The 24,130-nt window shown below is 73.0% G+C and carries 21 protein-coding genes; 13 read left to right on the forward strand and 8 right to left on the reverse strand.

The window, feature by feature from the left end:
- Positions 1 to 50 precede the first annotated feature (50 nt).
- Genes AB0P17_RS15200 through AB0P17_RS15210 form a run of 3 tightly spaced genes read left to right on the forward strand, consistent with a single transcriptional unit; the run spans position 51 to position 3,111 of the window.
- Positions 51 to 1,412, forward strand: a complete 1,362-nt coding sequence (locus AB0P17_RS15200) for an extracellular solute-binding protein (protein ID WP_365811080.1) — start codon at positions 51 to 53, stop codon at positions 1,410 to 1,412.
- Positions 1,409 to 2,281 (forward strand): sugar ABC transporter permease, encoded by an 873-nt coding sequence (locus AB0P17_RS15205; protein WP_365811081.1) that lies wholly within the window; start codon positions 1,409 to 1,411, stop codon positions 2,279 to 2,281. Before AB0P17_RS15200 ends, AB0P17_RS15205 begins: the two co-directional genes overlap by 4 nt.
- On the forward strand, positions 2,278 to 3,111 hold the full coding sequence (locus AB0P17_RS15210; protein ID WP_365811083.1) for a carbohydrate ABC transporter permease: 834 nt from the start codon (positions 2,278 to 2,280) through the stop codon (positions 3,109 to 3,111). The genes AB0P17_RS15205 and AB0P17_RS15210 overlap by 4 nt, the downstream gene beginning before the upstream one ends.
- Here AB0P17_RS15210 and AB0P17_RS15215 read toward each other — a convergent pair.
- Both AB0P17_RS15215 and lnt read right to left on the reverse strand, forming a co-directional pair.
- Positions 3,089 to 3,583 (reverse strand): NUDIX domain-containing protein, encoded by a 495-nt coding sequence (locus AB0P17_RS15215; RefSeq protein ID WP_365811085.1) that lies wholly within the window; start codon positions 3,581 to 3,583, stop codon positions 3,089 to 3,091. The two genes, AB0P17_RS15210 and AB0P17_RS15215, sit on opposite strands and share 23 nt — an antisense overlap.
- Positions 3,584 to 3,653: 70 nt before the next feature.
- The gene (gene lnt / locus AB0P17_RS15220) at positions 3,654 to 5,261 is read right to left on the reverse strand and encodes an apolipoprotein N-acyltransferase (protein ID WP_365811086.1); all 1,608 of its coding nucleotides are present in this window, start codon (positions 5,259 to 5,261) and stop codon (positions 3,654 to 3,656) included.
- A 254-nt stretch (positions 5,262 to 5,515) separates the two neighbouring features.
- Between lnt and AB0P17_RS15225 the strand changes: the two genes are divergently transcribed.
- Positions 5,516 to 6,598, forward strand: coding sequence for an O-antigen ligase family protein (locus tag AB0P17_RS15225; protein WP_365811088.1), 1,083 nt, complete (start codon positions 5,516 to 5,518; stop codon positions 6,596 to 6,598).
- A 103-nt stretch (positions 6,599 to 6,701) separates the two neighbouring features.
- Here the strand turns inward: AB0P17_RS15225 and AB0P17_RS15230 are convergent, their stop codons facing one another.
- Both AB0P17_RS15230 and AB0P17_RS15235 read right to left on the reverse strand, forming a co-directional pair.
- Positions 6,702 to 7,268, reverse strand: coding sequence for a hypothetical protein (locus tag AB0P17_RS15230; RefSeq protein WP_365811089.1), 567 nt, complete (start codon positions 7,266 to 7,268; stop codon positions 6,702 to 6,704).
- A gap of 73 nt (positions 7,269 to 7,341) precedes the next feature.
- Positions 7,342 to 8,124, reverse strand: a complete 783-nt coding sequence (locus AB0P17_RS15235; protein WP_365811091.1) for an aspartate/glutamate racemase family protein — start codon at positions 8,122 to 8,124, stop codon at positions 7,342 to 7,344.
- Between the two features lie 58 nt (positions 8,125 to 8,182).
- On the opposite strand from AB0P17_RS15235, the gene AB0P17_RS15240 reads away from it, so the two are divergent.
- On the forward strand, positions 8,183 to 9,391 hold the full coding sequence (locus AB0P17_RS15240) for a glycosyltransferase (protein ID WP_365811093.1): 1,209 nt from the start codon (positions 8,183 to 8,185) through the stop codon (positions 9,389 to 9,391).
- Between the two features lie 31 nt (positions 9,392 to 9,422).
- On the opposite strand, the gene AB0P17_RS15245 is transcribed toward AB0P17_RS15240, so the two are convergent.
- Positions 9,423 to 10,766 (reverse strand): TerD family protein, encoded by a 1,344-nt coding sequence (locus tag AB0P17_RS15245; protein ID WP_365811094.1) that lies wholly within the window; start codon positions 10,764 to 10,766, stop codon positions 9,423 to 9,425.
- A gap of 258 nt (positions 10,767 to 11,024) precedes the next feature.
- On the opposite strand from AB0P17_RS15245, the gene AB0P17_RS15250 reads away from it, so the two are divergent.
- From AB0P17_RS15250 to AB0P17_RS15265, 4 genes are all read left to right on the forward strand, one after another.
- Positions 11,025 to 11,519 (forward strand): DUF6643 family protein, encoded by a 495-nt coding sequence (locus AB0P17_RS15250; RefSeq protein WP_365811095.1) that lies wholly within the window; start codon positions 11,025 to 11,027, stop codon positions 11,517 to 11,519.
- Positions 11,520 to 11,654: 135 nt separating this feature from the next.
- Positions 11,655 to 12,518, forward strand: a complete 864-nt coding sequence (locus AB0P17_RS15255) for an MOSC domain-containing protein (RefSeq protein ID WP_365811096.1) — start codon at positions 11,655 to 11,657, stop codon at positions 12,516 to 12,518.
- A gap of 220 nt (positions 12,519 to 12,738) precedes the next feature.
- Positions 12,739 to 13,338 (forward strand): hypothetical protein, encoded by a 600-nt coding sequence (locus AB0P17_RS15260; RefSeq protein ID WP_365811317.1) that lies wholly within the window; start codon positions 12,739 to 12,741, stop codon positions 13,336 to 13,338.
- 297 nt (positions 13,339 to 13,635) lie between these two features.
- Positions 13,636 to 16,068 carry a right-handed parallel beta-helix repeat-containing protein gene (locus tag AB0P17_RS15265; protein WP_365811097.1) on the forward strand — a complete coding sequence of 811 codons (2,433 nt, stop codon included), beginning with the start codon at positions 13,636 to 13,638 and terminating at the stop codon, positions 16,066 to 16,068.
- Here AB0P17_RS15265 and AB0P17_RS15270 read toward each other — a convergent pair.
- Complete coding sequence (locus AB0P17_RS15270) at positions 16,020 to 18,491, reverse strand: hypothetical protein (RefSeq protein WP_365811098.1); 2,472 nt, start codon at positions 18,489 to 18,491, stop codon at positions 16,020 to 16,022. The two genes, AB0P17_RS15265 and AB0P17_RS15270, sit on opposite strands and share 49 nt — an antisense overlap.
- A gap of 294 nt (positions 18,492 to 18,785) precedes the next feature.
- On the opposite strand from AB0P17_RS15270, the gene AB0P17_RS15275 reads away from it, so the two are divergent.
- On the forward strand, positions 18,786 to 19,637 hold the full coding sequence (locus tag AB0P17_RS15275) for a DeoR/GlpR family DNA-binding transcription regulator (RefSeq protein ID WP_365811100.1): 852 nt from the start codon (positions 18,786 to 18,788) through the stop codon (positions 19,635 to 19,637).
- Between the two features lie 25 nt (positions 19,638 to 19,662).
- On the forward strand, positions 19,663 to 20,127 hold the full coding sequence (locus AB0P17_RS15280; RefSeq protein ID WP_365811101.1) for an SRPBCC family protein: 465 nt from the start codon (positions 19,663 to 19,665) through the stop codon (positions 20,125 to 20,127).
- Positions 20,128 to 20,252: 125 nt separating this feature from the next.
- Here AB0P17_RS15280 and AB0P17_RS15285 read toward each other — a convergent pair whose 3' ends face one another.
- Positions 20,253 to 21,350, reverse strand: a complete 1,098-nt coding sequence (locus tag AB0P17_RS15285) for a PLP-dependent cysteine synthase family protein (protein ID WP_365811319.1) — start codon at positions 21,348 to 21,350, stop codon at positions 20,253 to 20,255.
- Between the two features lie 315 nt (positions 21,351 to 21,665).
- On the opposite strand from AB0P17_RS15285, the gene AB0P17_RS15290 reads away from it, so the two are divergent.
- Positions 21,666 to 21,983 (forward strand): hypothetical protein, encoded by a 318-nt coding sequence (locus tag AB0P17_RS15290; protein WP_365811102.1) that lies wholly within the window; start codon positions 21,666 to 21,668, stop codon positions 21,981 to 21,983.
- A gap of 293 nt (positions 21,984 to 22,276) precedes the next feature.
- Positions 22,277 to 22,801 carry an ATP-binding protein gene (locus AB0P17_RS15295; protein WP_365811103.1) on the forward strand — a complete coding sequence of 175 codons (525 nt, stop codon included), beginning with the start codon at positions 22,277 to 22,279 and terminating at the stop codon, positions 22,799 to 22,801.
- A 91-nt stretch (positions 22,802 to 22,892) separates the two neighbouring features.
- Here the strand turns inward: AB0P17_RS15295 and AB0P17_RS15300 are convergent, their stop codons facing one another.
- Positions 22,893 to 24,110, reverse strand: a complete 1,218-nt coding sequence (locus tag AB0P17_RS15300; protein ID WP_365811104.1) for an ROK family protein — start codon at positions 24,108 to 24,110, stop codon at positions 22,893 to 22,895.
- Positions 24,111 to 24,130: the final 20 nt, after the last annotated feature.

Here is a 24,130-nt window from a genome sequence, read left to right on the forward strand (position 1 = left end):
TCATCGGACCACCCCCACCCACCCTCGTACAGCCGAGCCAAGGGGCCGACATGACCGTACCGACCGTGACCACCGCACGCGCGGGCCGCAGGACGCCGCCCTCCGTGACCCTGCTCGCCACCGCCGTCGCCGGCGCGCTGCTGGTGGCCGGCTGCACCGGCGGTGGGGCCGCCTCCCGGGGCGAGGAGGCGAAGGCGGCCGACGACCCGTCGAAGGTCTCCGGGACCATCACCGTGCTGACCCACCGCACGGACTGGGTGCAGGACGGCACGATGAAGAAGTACGCCGACGCGTTCCGGAAGGTCTACCCCAAGGTGACCGTCAAGTTCGACGGGATCACCGACTACGAGGGGGAGGTCAAGATCCGGATGAACACCGAGAACTACGGCGACGTCCTCATGATCCCGGCGGCGATCAAGCGGAACGACTACCCGAAGTTCTTCGCCTCCCTGGGCAGTCGGGCGGAGCGGGAGAAGAAGTACCGGTTCACCGCCTTCAGCACGGTGGACGACAAGGTCTACGGGCAGAGCCCGATCGGGGTGACGCCCGGCTTCCTCTACAACAGGAAGGTGTGGAAACGGGCCGGGGTCACCGAGTGGCCCACGACGCCCGCCGACTTCCTCGACGATCTGAAGGCGATCAAGTCGCGGACGGACGCGGTGCCGTACTACACCAACTTCAAGGACATGTGGCCGCTCACCTCGTGGACCGACGCGCTGGGTTCGGTGAGCTGCGACGCCCAGGCGAACAACCTGCTGGCGACGACCGATCCGTGGGCCGAGGGGTCCGAACTGCGCGCCATCGACACCCTGCTGTACGACATGGTGCGCGGCAAGCTGGTCGAGAAGGACCCGTCGACCACCAACTGGGAGGCTTCGAAGCCGCGGTTGGCCAAGGGCGAGATCGCCACGATGTGGCTGGGCTCCTGGGCGATCAGCCAGTTCCGGGCCGCCGCGGAGCAGGCCGGCACGGACCCCGGCGACATCGGCTTCATGCCCTACCCCGCCCAGGTGGACGGCGCGTTCTGCGCGGTCGCGTCGCCGGACTACGCGCAGGCGGTGAACGTGCACTCCGAGCGGAAGGAGGCGGCGCGCGCCTGGATCGACTGGTTCACCGAGAAGTCCGGGTACGCGGCGGACAACCTGGCGCTCTCACCGCTGAAGGGCGAACCGCTGCCGGACGTGCTGAAGCCGTACACGGAGCGGGGTGTGACATTCATCGAGCTGGACCAGAGGGACGCGGCGCTGGTCAACGAGATCGACAACGCGGCCGAGGTCGGCCTGCGGAAGCCGGACTACCGCCAGGACCTGGTCGACGTGGCGCGCGGCGCCGCCCAGGGCGATCTCGACGGGTTCCTCTCCGGCCTCTCCCGGCGCTGGACCGAGGCGGAGAAGAGCGCGGGCGCGCGATGACACGGCGGCTGTGGCGGGAGCTGACGCCCTGGCTCTTCCTGCTCGTACCGCTGGCGCTGCTGGTGGTCTTCACGTACGCCCCGGTCGTCAACATGATCGTGTACAGCTTCACGGACTGGGACGGGGTCAGCCCGGACCTCGCGTTCACCGGGATCGGCAACTACGTGGAGCTCTTCACCCGGCCCGAGCTGTTCCAGGTCTTCTTCGTCAGCGGCTACTACCTGGCGGCGTCGGTGGTGCAGATCGCCGCCGCGCTCTACTTCGCGACGGTGCTGAGCTTCCGCACCCGGTTCCGCACCTTCTTCAAGGGGGTGCTGTTCTTCCCGTATCTGATCAACGGGGTCGCGATCGGTTTCGTCTTCCTCTACTTCTTCCAGGACGGCGGCACGCTCGACTCGGTGCTGCGGCTGTTCGGGGTCTCGGGTGACCACGCCTGGCTCTCCTCCTCCACCTCGGCCAACATCTCCCTGGCCGGGGTCTCGGTGTGGCGCTTCATGGGGCTGAACTTCGTGCTGTTCCTCGGCGCGATCCAGTCGATCCCCGGTGAGCTGTACGAGGCGTCCGAACTGGACGGGGCAACCCGCCTGCAGCAGTTCCGGCACATCATCGCGCCCGGCATCCGGCCGGTGCTGAGCCTCAGTGTGATCCTCGCGGTCTCCGGTTCGCTCTCGGTCTTCGAGATCCCGTACATCATGACCGGCGGGGCCACCGGCACCGAGACCTTCGTGATCCAGACCGTGAAGCTGGCGTTCCAGTTCAACAAGACGGGGCTGGCCTCGGCGGCGGCGGTCGTCCTGCTGCTGATCATCCTGGCGGTGACCTGGGTGCAGCGCCGTCTCGTCCCGGACGACAAGGTGGAACTCGTATGAGCGCCCGCGCGCGGCTGGCCGGCTCCCTGAAGTACCTCTCCCTGGTGATGGCGGCCGTGGTGGTGCTGCTGCCCCTCGCGGTGGTCTTCCTGACCTCGCTGAAGACCGGGAAGGAGATGGCCGACGGCAGCGGCGCGCTGGCGCTGCCGGACAACCCTCTCAACTTCGGGAACTACGCGACGGCGTTCTCCGACGGCAGGATGCTCGGCGCCTTCGGGAACACCGCGTTCATCCTGCTCTTCGCGATCACCGGGACGGTGGTCATCGGCTCCATGACGGCGTACGCCGTCGACCGCTTCGACTTCCGGTTCCGCGGGCTGGTGGTCGCGCTCTTCCTGGTCGCGACGCTGGTGCCCGGGGTGACGACGCAGGTGGCGACCTTCCAGATCGTCAACAGCTTCGGGCTCTTCGACTCGCTCTGGGCGCCGATCGTGCTCTACATGGGCACCGACATCGTCTCGATCTACATCTTCCTCCAGTTCATCCGGGGGATCCCGGTCTCGCTCGACGAATCGGCGCGGCTGGACGGCGCGAACTCCTTCACGGTCTTCTGGAAGATCATCTTCCCGCTGCTCAAGCCGGCCGTCGCCACGGTGGTCATCATCAAGGGCATCACGGTCTACAACGACTTCTACATTCCGTTCCTCTACATGCCGTCCGAGGAACTGGGCACCATCTCCACGTCGTTGTTCCGCTTCAAGGGCCCTTTCGGGGCGCACTGGGAGAACATCTCGGCGGGGGCGGTGCTGGTCATCGTGCCGACGCTGGTCGCGTTCCTCTTCCTCCAGCGCTACATCTACAACGGGTTCACGCGGGGTGCGACTCGCTGAGACCGCCGGGGGCGAACCAGGTGGGCGCGTCGTTGAGCGCCTGCTTGATCCGGAAGCGCGCGAACTCGGGCAGCTCCGGCAGGGCGTCCACGGAGAACCACGCGACGTCCAGCGACTCGTCGTCGTTGACGCGCGCCTCGCCCCCGACGGCCCGGCAGCGGAAGGTGATGTCCATGTACTGGCACACGTCGCCGTTGGGATAGACGACCGGCTGCAGCGTCTGGACGAGCACGACCCGCTCCGCCTCGCACCGTACGGCGGTCTCCTCGTACACCTCGCGCACCGCCGCGACGGCGGGCTGCTCCCCCGGCTCGGGGATGCCCCCGATGACCGACCACCCGCCCGTGTCGGCGCGCCGCCCGAGCAGCACGCGCCCCTCGTCGTCGAAGACGATGGCGCTCACGCCCGGCAGGAAGAGCAACTGGTGGCCGGCGTCGGCCCGGATCTCGCGGATGAAGTCAGGGGTTCCCATGCCACCGACCTTAGGGCCTGTCGTCGGCGGCCTGATCCACACGAGGGCCCCGGACCGGCGGCTCCGGCGCTCAAGCCGCCTTCCGCGGGCGCCGGTCGCGTGCGGCGCCGACCGCCACCCAGCCCAGTCCGGCCAACGCGACGGCCACCAGAAGCGCTTCGGGCAGCGGGCCGAGGCGGGTCGCGGGCGTCAGCGAGGAGCGCAGCGGGACCTTCGCGACCAGCGCGTCCGGGGTGAACATCCCGCTCCGCTCGGTGATCCGGCCGTCGGGCTGGATGATGGCGCTGACCCCGCTGGTCACCGGGACGACCACGGTCCTGCTGTGCTCGACGGCCCGCACCCGTGACATCGCGAGCTGCTGGTACGTCATCTCGCTGCGGTCGAACGTGGCGTTGTTGCTGGGTACGGAGATGAGCTGGGCGCCGTGCGTGACGGCGTCCCGTACGGTCCAGTCGAACGCCGCCTCGTAGCAGGTGGCCAGGCCGACCTCGGTGCCCGCCATATCGAAAACACCGGTTTTGTCACCGCGGGCGAAGTCCCTGCGGACCATCTCCGCGTAGCCGGGACCGATCCACCGCACCACGGAACGCAGCGGAAGGTACTCGCCGAACGGCTGGATCTCCCGCTTGTCGTACGTGGCGGTCGGGCCGCGCTCGGGGTCCCAGAGGATCTGCCGGTTGTACAGCGGGCCGCTGTCGGGCGTGACGACGGCACCGACGGAGATCGGGACGCCGATCGCCTTGGCCGCCTGGTCGATCACGTCGTACGCGTCGGCGTTGCGGTACGGGTCGATGTCGGAGGAGTTCTCCGGCCACAGCACGAAGTCGGGCCGCGGCTCCTTGCCCGCCTTCACCTCGGCGGCGAGCTGAAGCGTCCTGCGCACGTGGTTGTCGAGGACGGCCCGGCGCTGGGCGTTGAACTCCAGACCGGCGCGCGGCACGTTGCCCTGGATCGCGGCGACGGTCGCGGTCCCGTCCTGCGCCGAGTCGCTGACGAGCGGCAGCGCGGCGAGCGCCGCGGCGACCGGGACGAGAACGGTGGCCGCCGCCGCGGCGACCGCGCCCCGCGGGACCGTGCGGGTCGCGCGGTACGCGAGGACCTGGCGGACGCCCTCGTACAGCCCGAAGCCGCAGAGCACGACGGCGAAGCCGAGCACGGGGGTGCCGCCGACCGCGGCGAGCGGCAGGAAGACGCCGTCCGCCTGGCCGAAGGCGATCTTGCCCCAGGGGAAACCGCCGAACGGCACCCGGGCGCGCGCCGCCTCGCCGAGGATCCAGACCGCCGCGGCCCAGACCGGCCACAGCGGCAGCCTGCTGACGGCGGCGATCCCGAGCCCGGTGAACGCGATGAACACGGCTTCCAGCGCGACAAGACCGAGCCAGGGCCCCGGTCCCACCTCGGTGCCGGTCCAGTGCAGCAGCGGCAGCAGGAAGCCGAGCCCCGCGAGGTAGCCGAGACCGAGCGCCGCCCGCGCCCGACGCCTGTACAGGCTCCAGGCGAGCAGCGCGAAGCCGGGCAGGGCCAGCCACCACAGGGAGCGGGGCGGGAAGCTCGCGTAGAGCAGCAGACCGGCCGCCGCCGCTCCGGCCGGTCGGGCGAACCGCCGGGACAGGGACCGCCCCGGGCCGGTCGGGGCGGCGGGCTGCGGGGGTTCGACGGTGGTCATGGTGGCGCTCACCTGGCGGAGTCTACGGTGACACCGCCGATGCCGGGAGTGAGACCTCCGCCCTTCCGTCGGCGCCCTCGGGGGTGGAAGCCGCGGGACGGCGGCCCCTCGGCCGGGACCGGAGGGAATCCTTCTCCGCAATCCCTCCACAAACGCCCGTCCCTGCCGTTAACGTGTGCGCCAGTCCGTGCGCATGGCCCGGATCCGGCCATGCGCAGGGCGAGGCCCGGCAGAGTTCGAGCACAAGGCCCTGGGGGGTCGGCACCATGTCCGCACCGGCGGAACGGAGCGCGGCGGGGCGGCGCGGCAGAGCACCCGACGCGGTCGGCGCCGCGCTGCTCGCCGGCTGCGCCGTATGGGCACTGATCAGCACGGCCGGGCGGGAGGCCAGGCCCGAGGGGGTGCTGCTCGCGGTGCTCGCCGTCACCACGGGGTACGTCGTCGGCCGGATCAGCGGATCGCTCGTACCGGTCGCGACCGCGTCCGCCATGGCGCTCCTCTGGCTCGCCGGAGCGATCGCATCAAGCCAGGAGACGTTCGGCACGGCGGTGAGCGCGGCCGCCCCTCCCGGCGACTCCGGCGCGGTGGCCGCGCTGCTGGTGCTGGGCGGCGGGGCCGCCTGCTGCGCCGGTACGGGGGCCCGCCGGGCGTCCGGGCGGGTGGCGCTGCGGCTGCTGGCCCTGGTGATCGCGGGCTGCGCACTGCTGCTCGGCTCGGTCGTGGGGTTCCTCGCCACCCTCGGCGTGCTGCTGTGCTCGCTGGCCGCGGCCCGGCTGCGCGGGCGCGTCCTGTGGCTCGCGGGGTACGCGCTGATCACGGCACTGGTCGTCGGGACGTCCTGGGCGGTGGCGGAGCGCGCGCTCCCCGAGGGGCTCACGGTCTCGTTGGAGGGGCAGCTCACCCAGCACCGGGTGGAGCTGTGGCACGACGCCGCGGAGCTGGCGAGGGAGCGTCCGGGGCGCGGGATCGGCCCGGACCGGTTCGGTGATCTCAGCCCGACGGTGTCCCGGTCGCTGGACGACGACGGCAAGCCGCATTCGGCGCCGCTCCAGCAGGCGGCCGAGCAGGGTGTGGTGGGCGTGGTGCTGCTGGGGGCGCTGTTCGGCTGGTTGCTGTACGTACTGGGGCGCTCGCCCTGCTCCACTCCGGTGATTCTGACGGCGGGGGCCGCGCTGACGGCGCTGGCCGCGGTGGCGACCGTGGGGAACGCGCTGAGCTTCACGCAGGTGACGGCGGGCGCGGGGCTGCTGGCCGGGCTGGCGACGGCCCGGCCGGCGGCGGGCACCGGCCCCGGCGCGCCGCCGGAACCGGCCGGGAGCGCGCGGACCGGGGCCCCGGCGGAGGTCTAGGTGTCCGTGTAGGTGTACGTGCGGGGGTTGTCGCGCGGGATCACGCGGGGCTGCTGACGGGCGCGGGCCGCTCGGGAGGGCAGCCGCGGGGGAAAAGGGGTGCTCAGGCGCCCGCCGTGCCGGTGCCGGTCGCGGGCAGCAGGCCCAGCCGGTGGCGGATGATCCGTACCGCCGACTCGGCGTCGTCGACCGTGACCGTGAACATCCGGCCGTCGCCGAGCTTGAGGACCAGGGCCTCGCCCCGCCGCACCACCACCGCCGTGCCCATCTCGGGGCGCCAGCGGTAGCCCCAGCCGCCCCACTGGCGTGGGGTGACCCGGGGCGCGAAGTCGGCGTCCACGACCTGGGCGAACTCGATGCGTCTGCGGGGCAGGCCCATGTGACCGCAGCGCACCTCCAGGCACTCCTCGTCGACGCTGACGGCCACATGGACGAAGGCGAGCGTGCCGAAGAGGATCAGCAGGCCCGCCGCCACACAGCCGACGACGGACATCAGCAGGGCCACGGGACCGCTGTTCCAGCTGGAGTCGACGGCCAGCTCGACGCCGAGCGCGACACAGGCCGCGCCGACGGCCGCCAGCAGCCACTGCACACGGTTGGTGGCCCGGCCGTTCCAGGTCTCCGGCGGGGGCGGGGCCACCGGGCTCTCAGGCCCGGGATGCTCCTTCATGCCATGCAGCGTACTCAGATTCCGCCCGTCGGGGAGCCCCTGTGGACAACCGGCGGGCGCTACGCCGAACGGGTCACTCGGCCCGTACGAGACCCGCGAGCGCCCGCCCCTCCGCGTAGGCCAGCGCGGAGGGCGGCAGCGCGGACTCGCGCCCGCCCAGCAGCACGGTGAGCCGCCCGACCGCACCGTCGGTCTTGGGCCGCCCGCCGGCCCGGCGCAGCGCCTGCGCGGCGACCGCGCCGGCCGAGCCGTACAGCGCGGGGTCCGGCAGGCCGGGCCCGCGGACCGCGGCGAGGATGCGCCCGGCGACCAGCTCGTAATGGGTGCAGCCGAGGACGACGGCCCTGACGCCACGCGGTGTCAGCGCGGCGGCGGCCGCCACCGCGCGGTCGATCGCCTCCTCGTCCGCGTGCTGCACGGCGTCCGCGAGCCCGGGGCACGGCACTTCGGTGACGTCGGCCGCGGCGGCGAAGTCGCGGATCAGGGCGCTCTGGTAGGGGCTGCCGGTGGTGGCCGGGGTCGCCCAGATCGCGACGGAGCCGCCGCCGGAGGACGCCGGCTTGATCGCCGGGACGGTGCCGATGACGGGCACCCGCGGCTCCAGTGCGGCGCGGAGCGCGGGCAGCGCGTGGACCGAGGCGGTGTTGCAGGCGACGATCAGGGCGTCGGGCCGGTGTCCGGCCGCGGCGCGGGCGACGGCCAGGGCCAGCTCGGTGACGTCCTCGGGGGTACGGGGCCCCCAGGGCATCGAGTCGGGGTCCGAGGAGAGGACGAGATCGGCTTCGGGGCACAGCCGCCGTACCGCGTCCGCCGCCGCGAGCAGGCCGATGCCGGAGTCCATGAGCGCGATCTTCACCCGGTCACCATAGTCGACGGCACTTGCGGTCCTCCCCAGGTGGTGCAGACTGCGGCGAATGAGCGCCGTTGTCTGGATCGCCGTGGGTTCGCTGGCCGCGTGGGGCTGGCTGTTGCTGGGTCAGGGGTTTTTCTGGCGTACGGATCAGCGGCTGCCCGCGCACGAGAGGTGCGCGGACGATCCCAAGGGGCACGAGGGGGACGACGGCCGGAGCTGGCCCTCGGTCGCCGTCGTCGTACCGGCGCGGGACGAGGCCGCCGTACTGCCTCGGTCGCTGCCGTCCCTCCTGGCCCAGGTCTATCCCGGCAGCGCGGAGATCTTCCTGATCGACGACGGCAGCCGGGACGGGACGAGCGCCCTGGCGCGTGAGCTCTCGGCGCGCCACGGCGGGCTGCCGCTGACCGTCGCGTCGCCCGGCGAGCCCGAACCCGGCTGGACGGGCAAGCTGTGGGCGCTGCGGCACGGCATCGCGCTGGCCCGCGCCCGCGATCCCGAGTATCTGCTGCTGACGGACGCGGACATCGCCCATGAGCCGGACAGCCTGCGGGAGCTGGTGGCCTCCGCGCGGCCGGAGGGGTTCGACCTCGTCTCGCAGATGGCGCGGCTGCGGGTCGTCAGCGGCTGGGAGAAGCTCATCGTCCCCGCGTTCGTGTACTTCTTCGCGCAGCTCTATCCGTTCCGCCGGATCAACCGTCCGGGCGCGCGGACCTCGGCCGCGGCGGGCGGCTGTGTCCTGCTGCGCACGGAGGCCGCCGTGCGTGCCCGGGTGCCGGAGTCGATCCGCCAGGCCGTGATCGACGACGTGTCCCTGGCCCGCGCGGTGCGGCGGAGCGGCGGACGGATCTGGCTGGGGCTGGCGGAGCGGGTGGACAGCGTGCGGCCCTATCCGCGGCTGGCCGACCTGTGGCGGATGGTCTCGCGCAGCGCGTACGCCCAGTTGCGGCACAATCCACTGCTGCTCCTGGGCACGGTGGCGGGGATGGCGGTGGTCTATCTGGCGCCGCCCGTGGCGCTGTGCGTGGGGGTGTTCGGCGGGAACGGGGCCGCGGGGTGGCTGGGGTTCGCTGCCTGGGCGGTGATGACGGGGACGTACGTCCCGATACTGCGCTACTACCGGTTGTCCCTGTGGCTGGCTCCACTGCTGCCGTTCACGGCGCTGCTCTATCTGCTGATGACGGTCGATTCCGCGGTGCGGCACCACCGGGGGCGCGGGGCGGCCTGGAAGGGCCGGACGTACACCCGTCCTGAGACCGCCCCCGACCCCTGACGGACGGGGGTGGTCCGGCCGTCGGCGTAGGTCACTTCCTGCCGGGCGTCCAGTTCATGCCCCACCCGTAGGCGTAATCGATGGTGCGCTGCGGGCTGACGCCCCGTTCCGGTACGAGAAAGCGTGCCTCGCGCTGGACGACGAGATCGGAACCGGTATTGGTGATCAGCGCGAGTGAGCAGACCGTCGAGGCCACCGTGCATTCGCCGAGCGAGAAGTCGATCGCGGCGCCGTGCTGCGGCTGGAGAGTGACCGTCGCGTCGAGATCCGCGAAACTGCGGGCGCCTTCGTAGATGGTCACGAAGATGACGACGCGGCGCAGCCGGTCCTTGTGGTCGAGGTTGATGGTGAGGTTCTCACCACTGGAGACCGCGCCCGTGCGGTCGTCGCCGTCGAGATGGATGTACGGCGGCTGGTTGAGCGCGCCGAAGGCATTACCGAGCGCCTGGACCACGCCTTTGCGGCCGTCGGTCAGTTCGTAGAGCGCGCACAGGTCGAGATCGAGATCTCCGTGCATGGCGACGGCCCGGCCGAGTTTGGCGCCCCAGCCCTTGAACTGTTTACGCACCTGCCAGTTGAGGTTCACGCGCATCGCACCCGAGGTTCCGCCCTGTTTGGCGAGGGAGACGGAGGGCGCGTCCTTCGTCAGCGTCACCTTGCTGAGCCGTACGGGCGTGGCGGGGCGGGACGGAGCGGGCTGCGCCGGGGGCGTCGGGGCCGCCGAGGGAACGGTCGGGCGCGTGGGCGGTACGGGCGGAGCGGTCCGTACCGGGGGCGCGGCCGGGGCGGGCGGCGTGGTGCGGGACGGAGCCGGGGGCGGCGCCGGGGCCGAGGGGCCCGGGTCGTCGACCGAGATGCCGAAGTCCGTTGCCAGACCGGCGAGTCCGCTGTCGTAGCCCTGTCCGACGGCCCGGAACTTCCACTGTCCCTGCCGGCGGTACAGCTCGCCGACGACGAACGCCGTCTCGACGGTCGCGTCCGTGGAGTCGTACCGCGCGAGCTCCGCGCCGGTGGCCGCGTCCAGCACCCGTACGCGCAGTCCCGGAACCCTGCCGAAGGTGCCGCCGTCGGCGGAGGCCGCGAGGACGATCCGCTCGACGGCGGGTTCGACCCCGGCGAGATCCACCGCGAGGGTGTCCGTGACCTCGGCTCCCCCGGGCTTCTTGCCTTCGTGCCGAACCGTCCCCGAGGCGTGCCGCGGCTGGTTGTAGAAGACGAAGTCCGCGTCCGAGCGGACCTTTCCGGAGACGAGCAGGAGGGCCGACGCGTCGACGTCCGGCACCCCCGGTCCCGAACGCCATCCCAATTCGACGCGGACGGCGGGCGCCGTCACCGGAAGATTGGCTCCTTTAAGCATGGACATGCTCGCCCCCATCGCGCATCGCTGAGTCCGAGGATTCGGTCCCGTCAAACCTAATCGAGACGTCGGCGCGATGCCCCCGTTGGTGCCGCGGACACCGCGGGACTCACTGGTAACCCCCCGCGAACTTGCCTTTTACACGATCCCAACGCGCCAGGACGACCGTTTTTCCCACGTTCGCTCGCATTGGGGATGCGAAGACACCCAGAGGTCCCCAAAGAACCCCCAATCCCGACTCCCCAACCGGCGGGTCCTGGGCTTAACTTATGTTCCATGACCTCCCCCCGCGCCACCTACGGCGGCGGTTACTACACCGCCCCGGCGTTCCCGGACACCCCGATCTACGACTCCCTGGTCGCGGAGCGGGGCACGCCTCAGATCGCCCCGATCCGAGTGCCCGCCGCCTACGACACGGGCAACAGCTATCTGCCGGCCCTGCCCGCCGCGCTGCCGGCCCTCCCGGCGGCTCCCTCGCACACCGCCCCGTCCTACGGGAGCGGCTACCCGCAACAGCAGCCCATGCAGCAGATGCCGCAGCCGATGCCGCTCCAGCAGGCGCCGGCTCCGTACATCCCGCAGCAGGCCGCCGCGCCCCGGGGCTACCAGCAGGCTCCCCAGCCCCAGCAGTACGGGCAGCCCCAGCCTCAGCGCCCGATGCCCGGTACCGGGTACGAGGCGATGCGTCCGGCCGCGGCGCGCCCGGCCCCCGCGGCACCTCAGCAGTACGAGGACCCGTACAACCGGCCCTACCAGGGCCGGGGCTACTGAGACAGCCCGCTCGGGGCCCGGGGCGCCGACGGGAGGCACCGGACAGGAGAGGCGGCAGGAGGCACCGACGGCATCCGGCCATGCCCCGGGCCGGGCGGGGCGGGGTCCCGTCGGGTCGGCTGACAGGATGGCTTCATGCCGAAGCCGTTCCACGCCGTTGTACGCGCTCTGGGGGTCCACCCGGTCAAGTCGATGGCCGGGTGCGCGCCCACGAGCGCCGTGGTGGAGCCCTGGGGGCTCGCCGCGGACCGTCGCTGGGCGCTGATCGACGGTACGGGGAAAGTGGTCACGCAGCGCCAGCGTCCGGGGCTGGCGCTGGTCCACGCGGAGCCACTGCCCGCGGGCGGCGTCCGGCTGCGCGGGCCCGGACTCGGCCCGGTGGACGTCGCGGTTCCGGAACCCGCGGCGGGGAGCGCGACGGGAACGAACCTCGTCGTGATGGACATCTTCGGGACCAAGGTCGAGTCGGTGCCGGCGAGGCCCGGCGCGCGTGAGGTGGAACGCCGGCTGAGCGCGTACCTCGGGGAGGAGGTCCGGCTCGTCCACCTCGACGACCCGGCCACGCGCCGCCCGGTCAACCCGCTCCACGGGCGGCCCGGCGAGACGGTCTCCTTCGCCGACGGCTTTCCCCTGCTCGTCACCTCCACGGCGTCGCTCGACGCCCTCAACGCGCTGATCGCGCAGGGGGACCACCCGGAGGAGGGTCCGTTGCCGATGGACCGGTTCCGGCCGAATCTCGTGGTGGCGGGTACGGCGCCCTGGGCGGAGGACGGCTGGCGGCGTCTCGCCGTCGGCGAGGTCGTCTTCCGGGTCGCCAAGCCGTGCGGTCGCTGCGTCATCACCACCACCGACCAGCGCACGGCGGAGCGCGGCCGGGAGCCGCTGCGGACCCTCGGCCGCCACCGCCGCCTCGACGGGAAGCTCGTCTTCGGGCAGAACCTGGTCCCCGAGTCGACCGGCACGGTGCGGGTGGGGGATCCGGTGACGGTGCTGGAGTGACCCGCGCCACGCGGCCGTACGGCCGAAAAGCCCCCTCTTCGGCGTGACACCGCGGGCTCGCGGGAACACGCCGCGCGGAACCGTCCGTTGAGCGGACGGGCGCATGTCGGTGCATGGGGCACCGAGGTGAGCTTGCTCTCTCTTCAGGCCGACGGCGCGTGCAACCCACCGTCCCCGGCTAGGACGGACACCGGAAAGGGGGTGCGGACTGGTGCGCACCATGGTGGGACTGTGGCGCTGGCGGCGCAACCCCTTGCGCAGGGGCACCGATGTCGCGGAGGGGTGGGTCGCGCTGACGGCGGTGCTGCTCTTCGCGCTGGCGGCACCGGCCGCCGGCTGGCTCTGCGGGGACCGGGTCGACGCGGCACTGCGGGAGACGGCGCGGCTCCAGGCGGAGCAGCGGCACACGACCTCCGCCACGGTCGTCTCCCGCACACGGGAGCGGCCGTTCCTGGCGTACGACACGGAGTCGGCCACGGAGCAGGACACGGGCAGCCGGGTGGTCGCGACCTGGCGGGCGCCGGACGGCACGGCACGCACGGGCACGGTCTCCACGCCGCTGCGCGCCCCGCACGCGGGCGACACCTTCACCATCTGGGCCGACGGGGAGGGACGGCACGTACGGCCCCCGATGACCGTCGAGGCGGCGCGGGCCCACGCCGTCCTGGCGGGGTTCGGCCTCGCGGCCCTGACCGTCGGGGTGGTCGAGGGCGTCAGACGGCTGATCGTATGGCGGCTCGTACAACGGCGGTACGAGCGGCTCGACCGTGCCTGGGCCAAGGCCGGTCCTGACTGGGGGCGTACCGGGGCGGGGAGTTAGGGTCGGTCGGACCTGACCCGACCGACCCGGCCCGGCCGGAGGGGTCGGCGGGAGCCCCGGCCCCGATCGGGCCGGTTCCTGTCGCGGGACACGCCCCGGTGGCACGGGCGGGAAGTTGTCCGCCATGTCCGGGGCGCGGCGGAAAGCGGCCTCCCGGAGCCGCCGCTCGCGTCAACTCGGCGGCGCCGCGCGCGCTACGGTGGTGCCGCCCGGTATGCCGCACTGACCGGGGACCGGGGCCGGCACCCGGGACGGCACGACACGGGCACACGCACGAGGTGGGGACAGAACAACACCATGGCACAGGGCACGGTCCAGGTGACCAACACCGGTACATCGCGCTGGCGGCGGCGCACGGGCGAGTACGCCTCCCTCGCCGCCGCGCTGGAGGCCGCCGGGGACGGCGACATCCTCACCGTCGCCCCCGGGACGTACCGGGAGAACCTCGTGGTCACGCGGGCGGTCACGCTGCGCGGCGCGGAGGGCTCCCTCGGCTCCGTACGGATCGCGCCGCTCGACGGCGTGCCGCTGATCGTGCGTGCCTCCGCCACCGTCCAGGACCTCCATGTGGAGGGCCAGGACGCCACGGCGCCCGCGCTGCTGGTGGAGGACGGCACACCGGATCTGACGGATCTGCGGATCGTGACCCGCTCCGCGGCGGGGCTGGAGGTCCGCGGCGCGGCCCGCCCCACGGTGCGGCGGTGCACGGTCGACAATCCGGCCGGGGTCGGTATAGCCGTACTCGACGGCGCCGGCGGGGTGTTCGAGGAGTGCGAGATCGTCGCGGCGGGCCAGGCGGGCATCTCGGTGCACGGCGGCGCGCATCCCCGTCTGGAGCGCTGCCGGGTCCACCACGCCTCGGGCTCCGGGCTGGCCGTCACCGGCGAGGGCAGCGGTCTGGAGGCGATCGGCTGCGAGGTGTACGAGATCAAGGGCACCGGTGTGCAGATCGCGTCCCGCGCGGCGGTCCATCTGACCGACTCGTCGGTGCACCGCACCTCGGCGGACGGCATAACCCTGGACACCGACGCCGTTCTCACACTCTCCGACTGCGACATCCACGACATCCCGGAGAACGCGGTCGATCTGCGCTCCCGTTCGGTCCTGACGCTGACGCGTTCCACCGTGCGCCGCTTCGGCCGCAACGGACTGTCCGTGTGGGACCCGGGCACCCGCGTCGACGCCAACCAGTGCGAGATCCACGACAGTACGGGCGACTACCCGGCGGTCTGGGTCAGTGACGGCGCGACCGTCGTGCTCGACTCCTGCCGGCTGCACGACGTGCCCGACGCGCTCTTCGTGCTCGACCGGGGCTCGCGCGCGGACGTCGTCGACAGCGACATCTCCCAGGTGCGCAACACGGCCGTGTCGGTGAGCGACGGGGCGACCGCCCAGCTCGACGACTGCCGGATCAGGGAGGCCTCCACGGGCGCCTGGTTCCGCGACCACGGCAGCGGCGGCACCCTCGCCTCCTGCACCATCGACGCCGTCCAGACGGGCGTCATCGTCACCAAGGGCGCCGATCCGGTCATCGAGCGCTGCACGGTGACCTCGCCCGCCGAGGCGGGCTTCTACGTCTCCGCCGAGGGCCGCGGCACCTTCCGCAACTGCCGGGTGACGGGCAGCGGCGGTTACGGCTTCCACGTCATGGACGGCTGCCGTACGACGCTCACCCGCTGCCGTACGGAGCGCTGCGCGCGCGGCGGGTACGACTTCGCGGAGGACGGGCCGACCGTCGAGGACTGCACCAGCGACGAGAGCGGCGTGCTGGCCCCGCCGTCACCGGCCGCGGAACCGACGGCGAAGCTGACGGCCACCCAGTCCCCCGGTCTGCTCGGGGCGGTGCCCACGCAGGCCGCCCCCGCCACGCCGCCCGGCGTCACCGCCACCGCCGAGCCCGCGCGCGGCTCCGAGGAGGTGCTCGGGGAACTGGACTCGCTGGTCGGCCTGGACAGTGTCAAGCGCGAGGTGCGGGCCCTCACCGACATGATCGAGGTCGGCCGCCGCCGCAAGGAGGCGGGCCTCAAGGCGGCCTCGGTCCGCCGCCATCTCGTCTTCACCGGCTCCCCCGGCACCGGCAAGACCACCGTGGCCCGGCTGTACGGCGAGATCCTGCACTCCCTGGGCGTGCTGGAGCGCGGCCATCTCGTCGAGGTCTCCCGGGTGGACCTGGTCGGCGAGCACATCGGCTCGACCGCGATCCGTACGCAGGAGGCGTTCGACCGGGCGCGCGGCGGTGTGCTGTTCATCGACGAGGCGTACGCGCTCTCCCCCGAGGACTCGGGCCGTGACTTCGGCAAGGAGGCCATCGACACCCTGGTGAAGCTGATGGAGGACCACCGGGACGCGGTGGTGGTGATCGTCGCCGGGTACACCGCGGAGATGGAGCGGTTCCTCACCGTCAACCCCGGTGTGGCGTCGCGTTTCTCCCGGACCATCACCTTCAGCGACTACGTGCCCGAGGAGCTGCTGCGGATCGTCCAGCAGCAGTCCGAGGAGCAGGAGTACCGGCTGGGCGAGGGCACGGCCGAGGCCCTGCTGTCGTACTTCACGGACCTGCCGAAGGGGCCCGCCTTCGGCAACGGCCGTACCGCGCGCCAGACGTTCGAGTCGATGGTGGAGCGGCACGCGGGCCGGGTCGCCCAGCTTCCGGAGACCAGCACGGACGACCTGACCCTGCTCTACGCCGATGACCTGCCGGAACTGCCCGGGCTGCCCGAACTGCCCTGATCCGCACCGGCGTCGGGCAGCCGCAGGGGCGGGGCCGGCCGGTGTCCTTCGGTGCGCTGCGTCGGCAGTTGGGGCGGCAGCCGGTCGAGCAGCTCGGCGCGCTCCTCGGCGAAGACGGGGTCGGCCTGGTAGTCGGAATGGCCGAGGATCGGCTCGGGCAGCGGGTGGAGCACCGTACGGCCGTAGGCGAGCGGGTCCTTCAGCGGGCCCCGGTCGACCTCGGCCCCGTCGCCGTCGGCGGGCACCCGGACCGGGCCGCCGATCGGGTCGGTGGCGCGCCACAGGTTGCGCCAGCAGTGCAACTCCTTGCTCAGGTCGCCGAGTTGTTCCGCGCCGAAGTACGCGGGGAACCAGCGGCCGTAGAGCCGCTCCAGCGGTGAGCCGTACGTCAGCAGCGCGACCCGGTGGCGGGTGGCGGACGAGAGCTGCCAGACGGCCGCGGCGGCGAGCACACTGCCCTGGGAGTGGCCGGAGAGGACCAGCCGGCCGCCCGAGCGCTCGGTCCAGGTGGCGATGCGCCAGGTGAGGTCGGGGACGGCGCGCTCGGCGTAGCAGGGCGGCGCGAACGGGTGGGCGGCGCGCGGCCAGAACGTACCGACGTCCCACAGGATGCCGATGGTGCGGCGGGCCGAGGGATCGCGGTAGGCGCGCCGCCCCCAGGTGACCAGCAGTATGAAGCCGAGGCCCACGAACCAGGAGCCCAGCGCCTGCGCGGTCTGCGCCACGGACTCCAGGAACGGGGAGGTGCCCCGCATCGCCTTGCCCGGCACCTGGCCGCTGAGCCACGATCCGGCGACCGCGGCGGCGCCGAGGAACAGGGCGGCGCCGGAGACCAGTCCGACGATCCGGGGCGCGGAGTCGGTGAGCCCGGCGCGGGCGCGGGTGCCCGCGATCTGCCGGGTGCGCGGGGAGTCGGCGGCGATGTCGCCGTACTCCTTCTCGACGGCGGGTGCCAGGGCACGGGTGACGCGTACGGTACGGACGCACAGGACGGCGAGGGGGATCAGCAGCAGCACCAGCAGGACCGGGATGACCGACGCCTGCCAGCTCAGCAGCGCCGGAGGGCCGATGATCGCGCCGCCGCCCATGCCGGGTGTGGCGTCGCCGTCCAGCCAGTCGGCGACGCGCTGGGCGACCCCGCCGGTCATCACCCCGGCCAGGGCGCAGGCGAGCATCGCGACGGCGGGCCCGGCGAGTCCGCGCAGCGCGGTGCGCGGCTGGGCGGCGCGGCGGTGGAGCACGTGCGCGGTGACGGCGAGGGCGACGATCAGGGCGACCTGGGCGAGCGAGAGGACCCGGAAGGAGAGATTGCCGGGCAGCCCGCCGGAGGAGGCCCAGCCGGGTCTGGACCACCCGGCGTACACCACGGCCAGCACGAGCACCGCGACGGAGCCGGCGGGCAGTCTGCTGATCACCATCCGGTCGAGGGAGCCGTCGCGGCGGCGCTCGCTGCGGCCCCTGCTGCACACGACGTACAGCACCGCGCCGAGGCCGGCGACGAGCGCCGCCTGGAGCAGCAGGCCGAGAAGTTCGAACGGCCCGTCACCGGCCCGCCGGTCGTGGTCGGCGCCCGCCGCGACGAGGGCCGCGGCGATGGTGAGGAAACCGGCGGCGGTGTGCGCGGCGCGCAGCCGGGCGACGAGGCGGCGGCCGTACCAGAAGCCGGGCCGGCCGAGGGCGGGGCGCACCCGGGCCTGCCCGTCGTCGCCGGGGGCGCCGGGGGCGCCGGGAACGGCCGCGGGATCCGCAACGGCCGCCCCCGAAGGGGACGGCTCCGCGGCGCGGTCGCCGGTGAGGGGCGGGCGCTGCGCCTCGTACGCGCTCCATGTCCGGTTGGAGAGGAACCACAACAGCGTGACCAGCGCCGCCGGCACCACGGCGGCCAGGGCGAGGCGGCGGCCCGGCTGGGACCACCAGCCGTGGGACTCCGGGGAGAGGAAGCCGAGCCAGGAGCGCTGTTCGACACACTGCGCGGAGCCGGCACACTGCCACGCCGTCAGGTCGAGCGCGACCTCGCAGGCGGCGGCGGTGAGCAGCACGGTGAGGGTGAGGGCGACCAGCCGCACCAACAGGCCGTACAGCCGCTGGGACCTGCCGAGTCCCTTGGTGGCCGGGCGCATCCAGTGGGCGAGGTTGACCACCATGAAGGGCAGGAGCAGCAGCCACAGCGCGCGGGAGCCGTTGCCCGAGGTGAGGTTGGACCAGCAGTACGCCTCGGGGATCGGCCGGTCCCGGTAGCGCTCCGGGTGCTGCTCGGCGTCGGCGTCGTCGGCTCTCCGGTAGACCGCGGCCGTCTTGTCGCCGGTGACTCTGACCGTGCGCGGGTCGTCGAGCATCTCCTGCGGGGTGGCCCCGCCGACGCCGTGGACCAGCAGTTCGAGTGCGGCTCCGCCAGGGTGCGGATCCGCTGTTGGTGAGGACACTTCGTAGCTCGCTCTCTCGTGGCGGACCGGGAACGGTGGGGGGAGTAGCGATGTGACGATGAGGAGACCGGTGGGGAGGGGCCGGAAGGGAGGGACCCGTGTGAGTACCAGAGTCCCGGATGGTGGTGGTTCGGCGCCGGTCCGTCACCGAATCTCCTCGTCACTCTCTTCCAGCGGGCACCGGGGCGGCTGTCCGACCCCCGTGGCAGGATGGGGCGCACAGCGGACAGGGCGGGGGCGTGCGATGCCGGTGCACGGCCGCGTTCCACGACGAGACGGAAGGCCGGCGCGGTGGTGAGCGACAACCAGAACCTGCTGGCGGAGCAGCGCCGCGCGCTGATCCTGGACGAGGTGCGCCGGCGGGGCGGGGTCAGGGTCAACGAGCTGACGCGCAGGCTCAATGTCTCCGACATGACGGTGCGCCGGGACCTCGACGCGCTGTCCCGGCAGGGCGTTGTGGCGAAGGTGCACGGCGGCGCGGTGCCGGTGGCCGAGGCGAGCACGCACGAGCCGGGGTTCGAGGCGAAGTCGGCGCTGGAGCTGACGGCCAAGCAGGACATCGCGCGGGCGGCGGCGGCGATGGTGGTGCCCGGCAGTGCGATCGCGCTCTCGGGCGGGACGACGACGTACGCGCTGGCGCACCTGCTGCTGGACGTGCCGGATCTGACGGTGGTGACGAACTCGATGCGGGTGGCCGATGTGTTCCACGCCGCCCGGCAGACGGAGCCGGGTGGCGCCGGCCGTCCCGGTGCGGCGATGGTGGTGCTCACGGGCGGTGTACGGACGCCGTCCGACTCGCTGGTGGGACCCGTCGCCGACCAGGCGATCCGCTCGCTCCACTTCGATGTGCTCTTCCTCGGCGTGCACGGCATCTCGGTGGAGGCCGGGCTCTCCACCCCCAACCTGGGCGAGGCGGAGACGAACCGGCGGCTGATGAGGTCGGCGCGCCGGGTGGTGGTCGTCGCCGACCACACCAAGTGGGGCACGGTGGGACTGAGTTCCTTCGCGACGCTGGACCAGGTCGACACACTGGTGACCGACGCGGGGCTGTCGGAGCAGGCACGCGCGGAGATCGAGGAGCGGCTGCCGGGGCTGGTGGTGGCGGGCGACCGGGACGACTCCGCGGAGGGTCCGGGCGGCGACTGACACCGCCCCGGCCTACGATCACCGGATGAGCGTCTTCCGTATCGACCGGACCACTCCGCTCTCCGCCGAGGACGCCTGGCGCCGGCTCACCGACTGGCCCGCGCACGCCGCTCAGGTGCCACTGACCCGGATCACCGTTCTGACGCCGGGCCCGACCCGTGCCGGAACGGTCTTCGTCGCGCGCACCGGGCTCGGCCGCGTCGCGTTCGACGACCCCATGGAGGTCGTCCGCTGGCAGCCGCCCGCGCCGGGCCGCGCCGGCCACTGCCGGCTGGAGAAGCGCGGGACCGCGGTCACGGGCTGGGCCGAGATCCATGTGCGCCCGGAGGGCGGTGCCGGGGAAGCCGCGTACGGGGGCCCCGCCCGGGTGCGCTGGGAGGAGGAGCTGCGCGTCGGCCCGCTCCCCCGCCTCCTCGCCCCGCTCACCGCGCGCGCCGGCCGCCTGGTGTTCGGCCGGGCCGTCGACCGGCTGCTGCGCGGGCAGGGGTGACACCCGCGCGCGGAACGGGCGGGGAGCGCCCGTCAGCCCGAGGGGGACGCCGGTAGGCCCGGCGGGGAGCGCCGGTCAGTCCCGGGGCGGGGAGCGCCGGTCAGTCCCGGGGCGGGGAGCGCCGGTCAGTCCGGCCAGACGCCGGACTCCAGGAAGCGGTCGAGGGTCCGCGCGTACGGGGTGATGTCCAGGCCCTGGCCGGCGAGCCAGGCGTCGGAGTAGTACTTGTCGAGATAGCGGTCGCCCGGGTCGCAGAGCAGGGTCACCACACTGCCGGTACTCCCCCGCGCGACCATCTCCGCCACGATCCGCAGCGCGCTCCACAGCCCGGTGCCGGTGGAGCCGCCCGCCTTGCGTCCGATGGCCCCCTCCAGCGCCCGTACGGCGGCGACGCTCGCGGCGTCCGGGACCTTCATCATCCGGTCGATCGCGCCGGGCACGAAGCTCGGCTCCATCCGGGGGCGGCCGATCCCCTCGATCCGGGAGCCGCGGGTGCTGCGCGCCCGGTCGTCGTGGCGCGTCCAGCCGTCGAAGAAACAGGAGTTCTCGGGGTCGGGCACACAGATCCGGGTGTCGTACTGCATGTAGTGGACGTAGCGCGCGATGGTCGCGGAGGTGCCTCCGGTGCCCGCCGTGGCGACGATCCACGTGGGCTCCGGGTAGCGCTCCAGTCTGAGCTGCTGATAGATCGACTCGGCGATGTTGTTGTTGCCGCGCCAGTCGGTGGCGCGCTCCGCGTAGGTGAACTGGTCCATGTAGTGGCCGCCGGTCCGCTCGGCCAGCCCCGCGGACTCCTCGTAGATCGCGCCCGCGTCGTCCACGAAGTGGCAGCGTCCGCCGTGGAATTCGATGAGCCGGCACTTCTCCGCGCTGGTGGTGCGCGGCATGACCGCGATGAACGGCACGCCGATCAGCTTGGCGAAGTACGCCTCGGAGACGGCCGTCGAACCGCTGGACGCCTCGATGACCGGCTTGCCGGGTCTGATCCAGCCGTTGCACAGGCCGTACAGGAACAGCGAGCGGGCGAGCCGGTGTTTGAGGCTTCCGGTCGGGTGCGTCGACTCGTCCTTGAGATAGAGATCGATGCCCCACTCCTCGGGCAGCGGGAAACGCAGCAGGTGCGTGTCCGCGGAGCGGTTGGCGTCGGCCTGCACCTTGCGCACGGCGTCCTTGAGCCAGGCCCGGTACCCGGCGTCACTGCGGTCCACGTCGACCGTCGGCATGGCCCGTCCGCCGACGGGCTCGGGGACGGGCTCCGGGACGGGCCCCTCCGCCGGCGCCGTCGTCCCTGTCGGCCGTCCGCTCGTCTCTCGCCCAGTCATGCGTGCCGCTCCTCTCTGTCTCCACTGTCCCCGCTGTCCCCCTACCGGTCCCCAGCGGCACCGTACCTCTACCACCTGCGCAGACGCTTGCTTCGGTACCCCATAGGAATCGCTGGTGCGGTGTGCGCCCCACGCGCTCTGGTGCCGGGCGGCATACTTGTGCAAACTGCCTTGAGGGGACGTACGGGGAACGGGTACGGAGGGGGCTGGAACGCCATGGCGGAACCGGAGTTCGACGCGCGCGGCGTGCGGATCGAGCGGTGGCCCCGCTCGCTCACCAAGGCCGGCCAGGTGCTGGTCCAGGACGGCAGGCTGGCGCTGCTGACCAGTTACGGCCGAGTGATCGACAGCGCGCCGCTGCGCGCGGTCCGGGCGGCGCGGCCGTGGTTCGCCGGAAGCGGCAGCATGGTCGCGACCGTGAACGGCACCCGCTACCGGCTGACCATGGGGCAGCGGGGGCGCAGGCCGGACGCGACGGCCCTGGCCGGGCGGCTCATGGAGGCGGTCAGCAGGGCGAGCCACCCGGGGCCCTGAAAAGGGCCGACGCGGAGAGACGCGCCGACGGACCGGTGCCGGTCCACGCCGGTTCGCGCCGACCTACGCCTGCCCATGTCAGTCTGTGCCGGTCTACATCGGTTCGCGTCGGTTCACGTCGGTCTGTCGCGAGTTGCGAAGCCGGGGCCGCTGGTTCACTCTGATCTCACATCACTCAGAGTTCACCGGCGGTGACGCTGCGATCCAGCCCCCGCCGGACGGGAACGGCGGCGAGCCGGTCGCCGGTCCCGCCCCTTCGTGTTCTTCCGGACCTCATTCGGGGAGTCGCGGCCGTGATCAGTCAGCCCAGCCGGCACTGCACGGTGGAGCTCCAGGCCCTGCCGTCGCGGATCGGTCAGATACGCAGAATTATCTCCGCGCAATTGCGCTACTGGCACCTCGATCTTCTCATCGACCCAGCGGCTCTCGGGGTGACCGAGCTGCTGACCAACGTCCACCGGCACGCGCACCCGGACAAGAGATGCACCGTCGATGTCGAGCTGCTGCTCGAACGGCTCACGGTCTCGGTCAGCGACCACGATCCGCGCCTGCCGACGGTGCACCACGCCGCGTGGTCGGACACCGGCGGCCGCGGCCTCGCGCTGATCGCGGCGGTGAGCGAGAGCTGGGGCATCCATCCCCGGGGCGACACCGGGAAGAGCATATGGTTCACGCTCCCCGCGCCGCCGGTCGCCCTGGCGCTGCCGCTGCGACCTGTGTACGGCGCGATCACCGACGGCCCGTTCCCCGCGACGGAGTTCGGCGCCGTGGCCGGTCCGCACGGCCCGAACCGGGCCCGCTCGGCCGTGTTCGGCTGACCCTGGCACCCGGCCCTTGCACCCGGCCCCTGACACCCGGCCCCTTGCACCTGATCCCCGCTCCTTGCCCGCGCTCCGCGCCCGCGGGACGTCAGCGTCCGAGCGCGCCGAGCGGGTCGTCGAGCACCGGCTGCCACGCCAACTCGGCGGCTCCCACGAGGCTGTTGTGGTCCAGGGTGCACGGCAGGATGGGTACGCCGCCGCTGCGGCCCCACAGACTGCGGTCGGCGACGACCGCGCGCAGCCGGTCCGGGTCGGCGTCGAGCAGTTCGCGGTGGAGCCCGCCGAGGATGATCCGGTCCGGGTTGAGGATGTTGACCAGTCCGGCGAGCCCCAGGCCGAGCCGGTCGATCAGCTCCGCGGCGGCGCCCCGTACGGTCGGGTCGGCGTACTCCGTACGGAGCAGCTCGCGCGACTGCTGGAGCAGCGAGCTCTCGGGGCCCGGGGTGCGGCCCGCCGCGGTGAGGAAGGCGAGCGGGTCGGCCTCGACGTCGAGACAGCCCTTGCTGCCGCAGTAGCAGGAACGTCCCTCGGGGTTGACCGTCAGATGGCCGACCTCCAGGGCGAGGCCCGAACTGCCGGTGTGCAGTCGGCCGTCGAGGACGAGCGCGCCGCCGACACCCCGGTGGCCGGTGGCGACGCAGAGGAGGTGCTGGGCGCCGCGTCCCGCGCCGTGCCGGTGCTCGGCGAGCGCGGCCAGATTGACGTCGTTGCCGGTGAAGGCGGGGCCCTCGATCCCCGCGGCGCGGACCCGCTCGGCGAAGATCTCCCGTACCCGCGAGCCCACGGGCCAGGCGATGTGCAGCGGGTTGAGCGCGGTGCCCTCCGGTTCGGCGACCGCGGAGGGCACGGCGAGGCCCGCGCCCACGCACCGCCGCCCCGCGGCGCGCAGCAGTCCGGCGCCCGTCTCAACGACCGCGCCGAGGACCTGCGCCGGGTCCGCCGAGGCCGTACCGCGGCCGGGAGCGGTCGCGACGATCCGGCCGCCGAGCCCGACCAGCGCGGCCCGGAAGCCGTCGGCGTGGACCTGGGCGGCGAGCACCACGGGTCCCTCCTCGTCGACCGAGAGCCGGTGCGAGGGCCGGCCCTGGGAACCGGCGGCGGCCCCGGGCCGGGAGTCCACCCGGATCAGGCCGAGCGCCTCCAGCTCGGCGGCGACCGCGCCGGCCGTGGCGCGGGTGACGCCCAGCTCCGCCGTGAGGACGGCGCGGGTGGGCGCGCGGCCCGTGTGAACCAGTTCCAGCGCCGGGCCGAGCGCGCCGCGGCCCCTCTCCAAGCGTGTCCTGGCCGTGGTCCCCTTGCCGTTCATGGAGGCGAGTCTCCCATGAT

The sequence above is a fragment of the Streptomyces sp. NPDC088124 genome, from assembly GCF_040685895.1.
Lineage (GTDB): Bacteria > Actinomycetota > Actinomycetes > Streptomycetales > Streptomycetaceae > Streptomyces.

Excerpts from the sequence above, each read along its gene's own strand:
- AB0P17_RS15200 (WP_365811080.1), top strand. The coding sequence starts at position 51 with ATGACCGTACCGACCGTGACCACCGCACGCGCGGGCCGCAGGACGCCG.
- AB0P17_RS15205 (WP_365811081.1), top strand. The coding sequence starts at position 1,409 with ATGACACGGCGGCTGTGGCGGGAGCTGACGCCCTGGCTCTTCCTGCTC.
- AB0P17_RS15210 (WP_365811083.1), top strand. The coding sequence starts at position 2,278 with ATGAGCGCCCGCGCGCGGCTGGCCGGCTCCCTGAAGTACCTCTCCCTG.
- AB0P17_RS15215 (WP_365811085.1), bottom strand. The coding sequence starts at position 3,583 with ATGGGAACCCCTGACTTCATCCGCGAGATCCGGGCCGACGCCGGCCAC.
- AB0P17_RS15225 (WP_365811088.1), top strand. The coding sequence starts at position 5,516 with ATGTCCGCACCGGCGGAACGGAGCGCGGCGGGGCGGCGCGGCAGAGCA.
- AB0P17_RS15230 (WP_365811089.1), bottom strand. The coding sequence starts at position 7,268 with ATGAAGGAGCATCCCGGGCCTGAGAGCCCGGTGGCCCCGCCCCCGCCG.
- AB0P17_RS15240 (WP_365811093.1), top strand. The coding sequence starts at position 8,183 with ATGAGCGCCGTTGTCTGGATCGCCGTGGGTTCGCTGGCCGCGTGGGGC.
- AB0P17_RS15245 (WP_365811094.1), bottom strand. The coding sequence starts at position 10,766 with ATGGGGGCGAGCATGTCCATGCTTAAAGGAGCCAATCTTCCGGTGACG.
- AB0P17_RS15250 (WP_365811095.1), top strand. The coding sequence starts at position 11,025 with ATGACCTCCCCCCGCGCCACCTACGGCGGCGGTTACTACACCGCCCCG.
- AB0P17_RS15255 (WP_365811096.1), top strand. The coding sequence starts at position 11,655 with ATGCCGAAGCCGTTCCACGCCGTTGTACGCGCTCTGGGGGTCCACCCG.
- AB0P17_RS15260 (WP_365811317.1), top strand. The coding sequence starts at position 12,739 with ATGGTGGGACTGTGGCGCTGGCGGCGCAACCCCTTGCGCAGGGGCACC.
- AB0P17_RS15265 (WP_365811097.1), top strand. The coding sequence starts at position 13,636 with ATGGCACAGGGCACGGTCCAGGTGACCAACACCGGTACATCGCGCTGG.
- AB0P17_RS15280 (WP_365811101.1), top strand. The coding sequence starts at position 19,663 with ATGAGCGTCTTCCGTATCGACCGGACCACTCCGCTCTCCGCCGAGGAC.
- AB0P17_RS15285 (WP_365811319.1), bottom strand. The coding sequence starts at position 21,350 with ATGCCGACGGTCGACGTGGACCGCAGTGACGCCGGGTACCGGGCCTGG.
- AB0P17_RS15290 (WP_365811102.1), top strand. The coding sequence starts at position 21,666 with ATGGCGGAACCGGAGTTCGACGCGCGCGGCGTGCGGATCGAGCGGTGG.
- AB0P17_RS15300 (WP_365811104.1), bottom strand. The coding sequence starts at position 24,110 with ATGAACGGCAAGGGGACCACGGCCAGGACACGCTTGGAGAGGGGCCGC.